General features: G+C 42.8%; 10 protein-coding genes, 1 tRNA gene and 1 pseudogene. 11 read left to right on the top strand and 1 reads right to left on the bottom strand.

The window, feature by feature from the left end; genetic code table 11:
* The first annotated feature begins 75 nt into the window (after positions 1-75).
* The 11 genes and pseudogenes from H571_RS0111020 to H571_RS16045 all read left to right on the top strand — a co-directional run.
* Positions 76-945, top strand: coding sequence for a flagellin N-terminal helical domain-containing protein (locus H571_RS0111020; RefSeq protein WP_027849359.1), 870 nt, complete (start codon positions 76-78; stop codon positions 943-945).
* A gap of 143 nt (positions 946-1088) precedes the next feature.
* Complete coding sequence (locus H571_RS0111015; protein ID WP_027849358.1) at positions 1089-1553, top strand: flagellar protein FlaG; 465 nt, start codon at positions 1089-1091, stop codon at positions 1551-1553.
* Between the two features lie 31 nt (positions 1554-1584).
* A complete protein-coding gene (gene fliD, locus H571_RS0111010) occupies positions 1585-3051 on the top strand; it encodes a flagellar filament capping protein FliD (protein WP_027849357.1) in 1467 nt (488 codons plus the stop codon).
* Between the two features lie 83 nt (positions 3052-3134).
* Positions 3135-3563: a flagellar export chaperone FliS gene (gene fliS / locus H571_RS0111005; protein WP_027849356.1), complete on the top strand. Its 429-nt coding sequence runs from the start codon at positions 3135-3137 to the stop codon at positions 3561-3563.
* Positions 3564-3693: 130 nt separating this feature from the next.
* Positions 3694-4566: a flagellin N-terminal helical domain-containing protein gene (locus H571_RS0111000; RefSeq protein WP_027849355.1), complete on the top strand. Its 873-nt coding sequence runs from the start codon at positions 3694-3696 to the stop codon at positions 4564-4566.
* Between the two features lie 80 nt (positions 4567-4646).
* Positions 4647-5141 carry a flagellar export chaperone FliS gene (gene fliS, locus H571_RS0110995; protein ID WP_027849354.1) on the top strand — a complete coding sequence of 165 codons (495 nt, stop codon included), beginning with the start codon at positions 4647-4649 and terminating at the stop codon, positions 5139-5141.
* Positions 5141-5506 (top strand): hypothetical protein, encoded by a 366-nt coding sequence (locus H571_RS0110990; protein WP_027849353.1) that lies wholly within the window; start codon positions 5141-5143, stop codon positions 5504-5506. The genes fliS (H571_RS0110995) and H571_RS0110990 overlap by 1 nt, the downstream gene beginning before the upstream one ends.
* 33 nt (positions 5507-5539) lie before the next feature.
* Positions 5540-7864 (top strand): Tex family protein, encoded by a 2325-nt coding sequence (locus H571_RS14970; protein WP_036218151.1) that lies wholly within the window; start codon positions 5540-5542, stop codon positions 7862-7864.
* Between the two features lie 268 nt (positions 7865-8132).
* Positions 8133-8924 (top strand): type IV toxin-antitoxin system AbiEi family antitoxin, encoded by a 792-nt coding sequence (locus H571_RS0110980; protein WP_027849352.1) that lies wholly within the window; start codon positions 8133-8135, stop codon positions 8922-8924.
* A complete protein-coding gene (locus H571_RS0110975) occupies positions 8917-9855 on the top strand; it encodes a nucleotidyl transferase AbiEii/AbiGii toxin family protein (RefSeq protein WP_027849351.1) in 939 nt (312 codons plus the stop codon). Before H571_RS0110980 ends, H571_RS0110975 begins: the two co-directional genes overlap by 8 nt.
* A gap of 131 nt (positions 9856-9986) precedes the next feature.
* Positions 9987-10124: pseudogene (locus H571_RS16045) on the top strand (IS66 family transposase); the annotation flags it as partial.
* 341 nt (positions 10125-10465) lie between these two features.
* Here the strand turns inward: H571_RS16045 and H571_RS0110965 are convergent.
* Positions 10466-10542 (bottom strand) — tRNA-Ile (locus H571_RS0110965).
* Between the last annotated feature and the right edge of the window lie 30 nt (positions 10543-10572).

The following is a 10572-nucleotide window of genomic DNA, read 5'->3' as shown; positions in this document are numbered from 1 at the left end:
GTTGCTGCACTAGGTCAAGCGAATGCTTCATCTCAGGTAGTACTAGGTTTACTATAATTTTTAAGGAGATTCACCATGGCTTTAGTAATTAACACCAACAACGCAGCACTAAACGGTGCACGTAACTTGGCTAAAACCCAAGATGCACAGTCACAAACCTTTAACCGTCTATCAACTGGCTTACGTATTAACTCAGCCAAAGATGATGCGGCTGGTTTGTACCTTGCTCAGTCTCAAACCAAAGACATTCGTGGTTTGAACATGGCAACTCGTAATGCCGGTGACGGTATTTCTATGGCACAAACCGCTGAAGGTGCACTAGATCAAATTACTAGCAACCTACAGCGTATTAACGAACTTGCAATTCAATCGGCTAACGGTACTTATAATACTGCTGCTCGTGCAGGTTTGCAGAAAGAGGTTGACCAGTTAACCCAAGAAATAACACGTATTGTAGATACCACTGAGTTTAACGGTCAAAAACTGCTTAACGGTAGTGCACAAGAGTTAACCATGCAGGTGGGTAATCAGAACGGTACTGGTTACCAAGTAAATGCTGGTCTTTCTGGTGGTTTAGCTAATAACATGACTGGTAGCGGCAAAGCAGTTATTAGTGGTATAGGAACCACATTAAATGGTACTGGTAAAATCAATATCAGTAACCAAGCTTCAGCACAGGCTGCTATTGGTGGCACTCGCGCTGCAATTGATGGCATTTCTGCAATTCGTGCTACCTTCGGTGCGGTAATGAACCGTTTTGAAGCTGTAATTTCTGGTAACCAGACTTACTCTGAAAACCTACAGGCTGCACGTAGCCGTGTGCAAGATGCTGACTTTGCGGTTGAAACTTCCAACCTTGCTAAGCAGCAGGTACTACAGCAGGCAGGTGTTGCTGCACTAGGTCAAGCCAACGCATCATCTCAGGTAGTACTAGGTTTACTGTAAGTTTAACTTACACGCTAGCCTTACAAATGCCGGGTATAGCCCGGCATTTTTTTGTTTAAATTTTAACCAAAAACTAAAGTTGTTAGAATTATTGCCGACTACTAAACTACAAGCAATTCACTTAGTAATAAGAGGTTACCGTCATGTCCTCAGAGCTATCCAGTCTGAACCCTGCCGTCACCACAGACAGGCCTGTTGGCTACGGCACTTCTTTACCCAACCAAGTAAAAAATCCAGCAACAGAAAGCTTGCATTTAGTTTCTAACGAAAATAAAACGGCAGAAGTAAAAACACCTAGCCAACTAACCACAGCACTAGAGCAAGAAACAAAAGAAGCATCAGAACAAAAACAACAAAATGAGCCACCCACTGGTAGTATGGATGCTAGTGAACTAAGACAAATGTTAGATGAAATAAATAGTGCGCTTTATTCATACAACCGCTCACTTAGATTTGAACTACACGAAGAAACCGATGATTTAGTTGTTAAGGTTTTTAACACCAAAACAGATGAAGTTATTCGCCAGTACCCTTCTGAAGAAGTGCTCCAACGTAAAGCTAAGTTATTAGCAGGCGATACTAACTTTTTTTCAACCCAAGTTTCCTAATTTTAGATTTACGAATTAAGAGGTATTAATTATGTCTGGCATCAGTTTTAGTGGCGTAGGTTCAGGCTTACCCATCAACGATATTATTAAAGCAACGCTTGCAGCTGAAGCAGCACCCTTAAAGCGTTTAGAAAACGATAAAAAGTTTTATGAATCACAAATTAGTGGAATGGCACAACTGAAAAGCCGCCTAAGCTCTATGGGCGATGCTATGAAAGCCTTGCAAGGCTTAGATAAATTCCAGCAATTGGCAGCAACCAGTAGTAATGACAAGCTATTTACTGCAACAGCAGACCATAAAGCGGGTGCAACTGCGGGTAACTACAACATAAAAGTGTTGGCAGAAGCTAGAAACTACCGTCATGTATCCACTTCTATGGATAAAACTGCTACTAATAATTTTACTGGCCCTCTTACCTTTAAAGATAAAGATGGTAATGCTTTAAAAGATGGTGGTGGTAATGACATAAGTATTGATACCACAGGCAAAACCCTAGATGAAATTCGTGCCGCTATTAATGACCATGAAGGATTAAAAGGTAAGGTGGCTGCTAACCTAGTTAATGTAGACAGTAGTAATGCACGCCTAGTACTTAACTCTGGAATTAGTGGCGAAGAAGGAAGAATTGAAGCTATTTTTAGTGATGACCCTACCAATGCAAAAAAAGATGCAGGCTTAAGCTCGGATGCTAATAGCTTAGATGCTCGAATTAAAATTGATAATATCGAAGTATCTAGCTCCACCAATACTTTCGACAATGTGATATCTGGTGTCACCATCAATCTAACTGCTGGTGCCAGCGGTCAATCTGAAAGCGTAGGTGGCTTACAAGTTAAGCGTGATGACACAGCCATTAAAGACAATATTGAAGCTTTTGCTAAGGCTTACAACGATGTCATTATTCATTTAAATGAAGCAAAAAAAGGTTCTTTATACGGCGATAGCACTATCCGCTCTATCGAAGGTGAAATGCGTAATATTTTGTATTCACCAACCGAAGGTGACGATGCTGCTGATACCCAAAAGAACTTTTTAGCCTTAATAGGCATAGAGGTTTTTGTTGATAAGTCTTATGACCCTAAAAACCCTAGCTCACGTAATGGAACTTTAGAAGTAGACTCAGTAGCCTTAACTAAAGCCTTAGATGAAAACTTTGATAAAGTTGCTCATATTCTAGGTTCTTCTAAAGCATTAGATAACACCCAGCCTAGCGGCTATGCTGAACGCTTTGCCGAGCTTGCTACTCGCCTAGTCAGTGGTGGCGTTAAAGATGGTCAGTCATATAAAGGCTTGGTACAAATTAGAACCGAAGGTTTAGGCAAAGAGGTTGATCGAATTAATGATAGAGTTGATTCCACTAACCTAAGATTAGAGTTGTTGGAAGCAAGGCTTGTTAAGCAATTTAGCGCCATAGATGGAATAGTTTCTAGATTTAATTCAACTGGCTCATTTATTAGCCAACAAATGGCTGGCTTGCCTGGTTACACCAGAAGCTAAGTAAATTCACAGTAATTTAAAACTAGGGTATCCTTTGTGATACCCTTTTTTTTGTTAAAAATCATCTTTGGAGATTTTCTGTTATGTCTTACAAAAAAAGCCTGCGTGGTGCTGCCCAGTATGTACAAGGTACTAGTCGTGAAGCTGAAGTTGCAGATGCTAGCCCTCATCGCCTTATTCAAATTTTAATGGAAATACTCCTAGGTCGTTTAGCCGCTACCAAGGGTGCTATAGAGCGTGAAGATGCACTTGCTAGAACGCAAATGTCTACCCGTGCACTTGCCATAATTACCGAGTTAAGAACTTCCTTAGACTTTGAAAAAGGCAAGGAGGTTGCTATTACCTTAAACAGCCTTTACGACTATATGGGACGTCGTTTAATGCAAGCTGTATCAGCCGATGACCCAGCTATGGTTGAAGAAGTAATCAATCTAATGAAGCCAGTTAAAGAAGGCTGGGATGCCATAAAAGATGAAGCAGAAAAGGTCTTACAAAGCGCAAAAGAACAATAGTTGGCACAAAGTTTGCTTTATAAGTAAGTAGCAGGCTGGCCTAGCCAGTTAAGGTGACAAAACGGCAAGAGTTTGCCGATTCAGATGGCAAGCACTTGCCTAAGACATTACATGAACAAGGAGTTGGACAATGGCTTTAGTCCTTAACACTAATATTGCGGCACTTAATGCCTCACGTAACCTTGCTACTACGCAAAATCAGCAAGCTACAACCTTTCAGCGTCTATCAACTGGCTTGCGTATTAACTCAGCTAAAGATGATGCGGCTGGCTTATACCTAGCTCAATCACAAACCAAAGATATTCGTGGTTTGAATATGGCGACTCGTAATGCCAGCGATGGTATTTCTATGGCGCAAACGGCTGAAGGCGCATTGGATCAGGTTGCTGCTAACCTACAGCGTATTAACGAACTAGCCATTCAATCAGCAAATGGTACTTACAACTCTGCAGCACGTGGTGGTTTACAGAAAGAAGTTGACCAGCTAACTATGGAAATCTCTAGAATAGTTGAAACAACCGAGTTTAATGGTATGAAACTGTTAAATTCTGCGGCTACTGATATAGTCTTACAGGTTGGTTTTACTAACGAGTCTGCTTCTCGCATAAATGCTGGCATTATGTCTGGCGGTCTTGCAGAGATGACAGGTGTAGGCTCTACTGCACTTAAAACAATTATTTCTGGTGGCATTGGTACTACTGGAACGATGGATATTACAAAGCAAAGCGCTGCTATGGCTTCGATTTCACTAACGCGCAGTGCAATTAACAAAATTTCTGAAATGCGTGCTACCTTTGGTGCGGTAATGAACCGCTTTGAAGCGGTAATCTCTGGTAACAACTTGTACGAAGAAAACCTTTCTGCCGCGCGTAGCCGTATTCAAGATGCTGACTTTGCAACAGAAACATCTAATTTGGCCAAGCAGCAAGTACTTCAGCAGGCAGGTGTTGCTTCTTTATCTCAGGCTAACCAAGCTGGACAGGTTATTCTGGGTCTGCTGTAATAAAGCCTTGGCTATCTATCTGGTGCTGGCTTAGGCTGGCATCAGAGTTTTGCGTTTAAATACTTAGCAAAGGCACTGTTATGGTTCGTCGCTTAACTCCCTACCAAGTAAAAAAATCTGCTCAAGCTTGGGCTTCTCAAGTGAACAATAACCGTCACTTAGAGGCTGAAGTAGAAGATGCAGATGCTCATAAGCTTACCCAACTTTTATACACTGCTATCCTTTCTCATCTTAACGATGGTGTAAGTGCGATTGATCGTAAAGATGACACTTCAAAGAATAAATGGCTAGGCAAAGCCCAAGCAGGTTTAAATGAATTACGCGTTACTCTACGCCATGATATTGAACCTGAATTAGCTGCTAACCTAGATAATCTTTATGAATATTGTGGTCGTTTAATTAGTCAGGCCAAAGCTAGCAATTTAGATACACCCATTTTTGAAGCCATTCATTTACTTACTCCTATTAAAGAGGCTTGGGAAAGTATTGCCGATGAAGCGCGTCAATTTCGTGAAGACCTGGCTAAACATCAGCGTGAACTGGCAAATAAAGCACCTACTGAGTCGAGTAAATAATGCTGCCTACATCAGTTAATGACCTATCACCACAAGAAGCCTTAGCGCAAGCCATTAATGCTAGTGAGTTGCTATTAAAAGAACTAGCTAACTTTGATAACTTTGAAGAAGAACAGCTAGAAAAAGCAGATAAACTCACCCAAGTGCGGGAGCAGCTAGTACAAAAAACTTTTGCCTATAACTGGACAAAAGAAGAAGTCACTCAGCACCATGCTCAGTTCACTCTATTAGAAAAGTTAAATAACCAGCTTGTAGAAAAAGCCACTAACGTTCGTTATGACCTTCACCAACAAAGGGTTGATAACCAACAGGGTCGCAAAGCTGTTAGTGCCTACGGTACTACCAAAGGTCAGTTTCACCGCTAGTTTTATTGTTTATCTACCCACCCAAGGTTTCTCATGCTCCCCTCTATTGCCCAGCGTCTTGCTACAGAACTGAATGTTCGTGAAGCTCAAGTTAATGACACCATTATTTTATTAGACGAAGGCGCTAGCGTGCCTTTTATTTCTCGTTACCGTAAAGAAGCCACGGGTGGTTTAGATGATACCCAGCTGCGCAATTTAGAAGAGCGCTTAAACTATTTACGAGAACTAGAAGATCGCCGTGCGGCAATAGTGGCTTCGGTTGATGAACAGGGCAAACTAACCGATGCACTCAAAGAACAACTGCTGCTAGCTGATACCAAGCAGCGCTTAGAAGATTTATACCTTCCCTACAAGCCTAAGCGCCGCACCAAAGCACAAATTGCCCGTGAAGCCGGTATAGAACCGCTAGCCGATGCTTTGCTAGAAAACCCCAACCTAGTGCCTGAAACCGAAGCCACGGCTTACATTAATGCAGAAGCTGGTTTTGCTGATGAAAAAGCCGTGTTAGATGGTGCTAAGCAATTGTTGATGGAAAGATTTTCTGAAGAGCCTGAACTGTCTGGGCAGTTACGTGATTCTTTATGGCGCGATGGCTTGTTAAGCAGCCGTGTCATTGCTGGGCAAGAAGAAGCCGGTGCTAAATTCCGTGATTATTTTGAACACGATGAAAACCTAGCTAAAACCCCTTCGCACCGTGCTTTAGCTATGTTCCGTGGTCGAAACGAAGGTTTTTTATCACTTAGCATTAAACTGGCTGGTGAAGATGAAATGAAGTCTCACCCAAGTGAGGTGGTGATTGCTGAGCATTTTGGTATTAAAGATGCTGGACGTGCCGCGGATAAATGGTTAAACGAAGTGGTGCGCTGGACTTGGAAGGTCAAGCTTTATACTCGTTTAGAAACCGAACTCTTGACCCGTTTGCGTGAATTGGCTGATGAAGCGGCTATTCAAGTATTTGCCGATAACTTAAAAGACTTATTACTTGCTGCGCCTGCAGGTGCTAAAACCACTTTGGCGCTAGACCCAGGCATACGTACTGGTTGTAAAGTTGCCGTGGTTGATGCTACGGGTAAATTATTAGACCACACCACTATTTACCCTCACCAGCCTAAAAATCAGTGGCGTGAATCGCTTGCTGTATTAACTGCCCTGTGCAAAAAACACCAAGTAGAATTAATTGCCATAGGTAACGGCACGGCTAGCCGTGAAACCGACAAACTAGCCGGTGAGTTGCTAGCAAATAAAGAAATACAAGCGGCTAAAGTGATGGTGAACGAGGCGGGTGCTTCTATTTATTCTGCTTCTGAATTTGCTGCCCGTGAATTTCCCGATTTAGACGTAACCATTCGTGGTGCAGTTTCTATTGGTCGTCGCTTGCAAGACCCTTTGGCCGAGCTGGTTAAAATTGAGCCTAAATCCATCGGTGTAGGCCAGTACCAGCATGATGTGTCGCAAGTACAGCTAGCCCGCTCGCTAGATGCCGTAGTTGAAGATTGTGTTAACGGTGTGGGTGTTGACTTGAACATGGCTTCAGCGCCCTTGTTGGCACGTACCTCTGGCTTGAACACTGGCTTAGCAGAAAACATTGTTGCCCTGCGCGATGAACAGGGTGCTTTTACTTCACGTCGCCAGTTGTTAGATGTAAAACGCCTTGGCCCTAAAGCCTACGAACAGTGCGCGGGTTTCTTGCGTATTCGTGAAGGCAAAAACCCTTTAGATGCCTCTGCCGTTCACCCTGAAGCCTACCCTTTGGTTGAAAAAATCGCCAAAGCGAATAAGCGTGATGTGGCTAGCTTAATTGGCGATACGGCTTTTCTTAAAAGTCTTAATCCAGCCGATTACACTGATGAGCGCTTTGGCCTGCCAACCGTTACCGATATTCTAAAAGAGCTAGACAAACCAGGTCGTGATCCCCGCCCAGAGTTTAAAGCCGCTGAGTTTTTAGAAGGCGTGGAAGATATTAAAGATTTAAAACTAGGCATGGTTTTGGAAGGCGTAGTCACCAACGTCGCCAACTTTGGTGCGTTTGTCGATATAGGCGTACACCAAGATGGCCTAGTGCATATTTCTGCCCTAGCCGACACCTTTATTAAAGACCCGCGCGATGTAGTAAAAGCAGGCGATATTATTAAGGTGAAGGTGTTGGAAGTTGATATAGAACGCCGCCGCATTGCCCTTAGCTGCCGCATGAGCGACCAACCGGGTGAAAACACCAGTGCTGCCGGTGCAACAACCGCACGCGCTAGCAGGCAACCCAGCACACATAATAAGCAAGCAGCCAAACAGCAGCAGTCAGTGGCAGGCAATACGCTGGGAGATTTGTTGCTAGCTGCCCAGAAGAAAAAACATAGCCGCTAGTGCTTCCCTACCGCATAGCTGTCGCTGACACATTAGAAAAGCTCGAAGCCCTGCTGCCATGGAACGTAGAACTAGATTAAGCTAAGTAGCCGTTATGCAAGGGTGCTGATTTAAGGGCGCTTACTGTAGACCTTTTCATTTCAGTGATGCCACATTAATGAACTTGGTTTACAGTATTTGGTATATTGATACCTAAAGTGTTAAAATCCCTATCGTAATAAACTATATGGTTTATACTGCTCGTGATATTCATACTTTTGGTGTTAAAATGTCATCTAAAATAAACTGGCTTATTGCTCATACTTCTCCTGGTGCGCTAGTACTTCAGCAATGGCTGACTGAAAACGGCGTGAGCTACTCGTTGGCTCAAAAGTACGCGCAGAACGGTTGGCTGAAGAAGCTTAGTTCTGGTGTTTACTATCGTCCAAATGCGCAGGGCGATATAAAGCCAACTTGGATTGATGCCATTCAAGCATTGGATGTGCAATTGGGCGTTTCAGTTCATTTGGCTGGATTGAGCAGCTTAACTCACCAAGGACTGAGTCACTATTTACAGCTGAACAAAGAGCAAGTTTGGATTTGCGTTAAAAACAAGTCGTCTTTACCGAAATGGTTTCGTGAATTCCCTTATCAGAATTGGTTTTACTGTGGAAACCATAAGCTTGAAGTGAACCCCGATAAAGACTTGAAAAGGATCACGGTTAAAGAGAAAGAACTAACTGTCAGCTGTGCAGAACTTGCTGCCTATGAAGTGGTAGACGCGATTGGGAAGCTGATTTCATTTGAGCATGTCGCAGAATTATTTCAGGGTTTAGTCAATCTTAGCCCTAGAAAAGTACAAGATATTCTTGAACGAAGCTGCTCTGTTCAGGCAAACCGAATATTTCTATTTCTGGGGCGATACTACGATCACCAGTGGGTCAATCGCATAGATGAAACAAGAATTAAATTGGGTGCAGGAAAGCGGCAGGTTGTCGAAAAAGGGCGTTTTGATGGGCGATATCAAATCACAGTGCCAGAGATATTAAGCGTCAAAAATGGTGAACAACATAATGGATAAAGATAGCCCATACTACAAACAGGTTTCTTTGCTCATAAGAATGCTGCCTGTGGTAGCAACAGAGACGGTTTTTGCACTTAAAGGTGGCACCGCCATTAATTTATTTGTGAGAGATTTTCCTCGGTTATCTGTAGATATTGATCTTGCTTATCTTCCACTTGAACCAAGAGATGAGGCTTTGATTAATGTCAGGGCTGCATTGCAGCGCATTACAGACAGAATCAATACTCAACCAGATATCCAAGCGGCATTTCAGGATAATAAAACTGATGAACTGAGAATAGTTGTATCAAGTCCCGTTGCGACAATCAAAATTGAAGTGTCGCCCGTCGCCAGAGGTACATTGCATAGTGCAGAGATAATGCCAGTTCAAGAGTCTTTTGAAGACGAGTTTGGTTATGCTGAGATTCAGGTAGTCAGTCTTCCCGGTCTGTATGGTGGGAAATTGTGTGCTGCAATGGATCGCCAACATCCTCGCGACTTATTTGATGTGCGTATGTTACTTGGCAGTGAAGGGATTTCGAGAGAGATTTTAGTGGGCTTTTTAACCTATACACTAAGTCATCCTCGGCCTATTAATGAAGTCATGTCGCCAAACTGGCAGCCTCTGAATGAGAAATTTCAGGCAGAATTTGATGGAATGACTTTTGAAAAAGTTGAATGCGAAGACTTAACCTCTGTTAGGCCTATGATGTTAATGGCGCTACAAAAACATTTCACAGAAAGGGATCATGCCTTCCTAATGTCATTCAAAAGAGGGCAACCTGATTGGGCATTGTTTGACTATCCTAATGCAGCAGACTTGCCAGCGATTCGTTGGAAGTTGCAGAACATTAAAAAATTGGAAAAGAATCAAGCAAAACATCAAGAGCAATTAGATAAATTGAAGCAAGTGCTTGATGATTGGCTTGTTAACGCAAACGCCGAGTAATTCGTTTATAACAAAGTAAGCGTAACAGCAACCACACCTTTTAGCGCAGTCTCCTATCACTAAACTAGGCTCCTCTTTATTCAGGAGCAAGTGATGAGCAATGGACTGAGCTATTTAATACTTACGAGCCACAGTTCTCAGGCACACTTATTAGTGATGGCTATGCCGCTTATGCACGCTATGCTGCCGCACAAAAAAACATCACTCATGCCCAGTGTTGGGTACACAGCCGCCGCTATTGTATTGAAGCCCAAAAAGAGCACCCAGAAAAGGTTCCCAAGCATAATAGCCTGAACGACTTAAGCCTAAAGCTTTACAACACAGGCTTACTGAATAGCCTTCTTGCACCTGTGTTGGAACTTACATTCTCTAAGAAACCCGACTCCTTTTCTAGTTAGTCATATTTTATCTACACCCTTAAATGCGAAGAGCCGCTTTAACCTCCTTTTGTTGGTACAAGCATTTTTAGAAAGCAATGTACCAACACTTATACCAACATTTTGCTGGTACAAGTATAGATTGTTCTGAACGGTTAAGAATAGGCTAGAAACAAAAAAGCCCCAGAGTATGGGGCTTTTAAGACTAACTAAGACTAGGTTAGATTGGAAGATGGTGGGCCTTGCTGGACTCGAACCAGCGACCGAGCGATTATGAGTCGCGCGCTCTAACCAACTGAGCTAAAGGCCCTAAAACGGTGTGAATAATACCAGAAAGCCC

Origin of the sequence: Marinospirillum minutulum DSM 6287 (assembly GCF_000422325.1) — a bacterium.
Lineage (GTDB): Bacteria > Pseudomonadota > Gammaproteobacteria > Pseudomonadales > Halomonadaceae > Marinospirillum > Marinospirillum minutulum.
The sequence above is the reverse complement of the archived record's forward strand: the minus strand, read 5'-3'. Positions and strand labels throughout refer to the sequence as shown.

Excerpts from the sequence above, each read along its gene's own strand:
- H571_RS0110980 (WP_027849352.1), top strand. The coding sequence starts at position 8,133 with ATGTCATCTAAAATAAACTGGCTTATTGCTCATACTTCTCCTGGTGCG.
- H571_RS0110990 (WP_027849353.1), top strand. The coding sequence starts at position 5,141 with ATGCTGCCTACATCAGTTAATGACCTATCACCACAAGAAGCCTTAGCG.
- H571_RS14970 (WP_036218151.1), top strand. The coding sequence starts at position 5,540 with ATGCTCCCCTCTATTGCCCAGCGTCTTGCTACAGAACTGAATGTTCGT.
- fliS (WP_027849354.1), top strand. The coding sequence starts at position 4,647 with ATGGTTCGTCGCTTAACTCCCTACCAAGTAAAAAAATCTGCTCAAGCT.
- H571_RS0110975 (WP_027849351.1), top strand. The coding sequence starts at position 8,917 with ATGGATAAAGATAGCCCATACTACAAACAGGTTTCTTTGCTCATAAGA.
- H571_RS0111015 (WP_027849358.1), top strand. The coding sequence starts at position 1,089 with ATGTCCTCAGAGCTATCCAGTCTGAACCCTGCCGTCACCACAGACAGG.
- H571_RS0111020 (WP_027849359.1), top strand. The coding sequence starts at position 76 with ATGGCTTTAGTAATTAACACCAACAACGCAGCACTAAACGGTGCACGT.
- fliD (WP_027849357.1), top strand. The coding sequence starts at position 1,585 with ATGTCTGGCATCAGTTTTAGTGGCGTAGGTTCAGGCTTACCCATCAAC.
- fliS (WP_027849356.1), top strand. The coding sequence starts at position 3,135 with ATGTCTTACAAAAAAAGCCTGCGTGGTGCTGCCCAGTATGTACAAGGT.
- H571_RS0111000 (WP_027849355.1), top strand. The coding sequence starts at position 3,694 with ATGGCTTTAGTCCTTAACACTAATATTGCGGCACTTAATGCCTCACGT.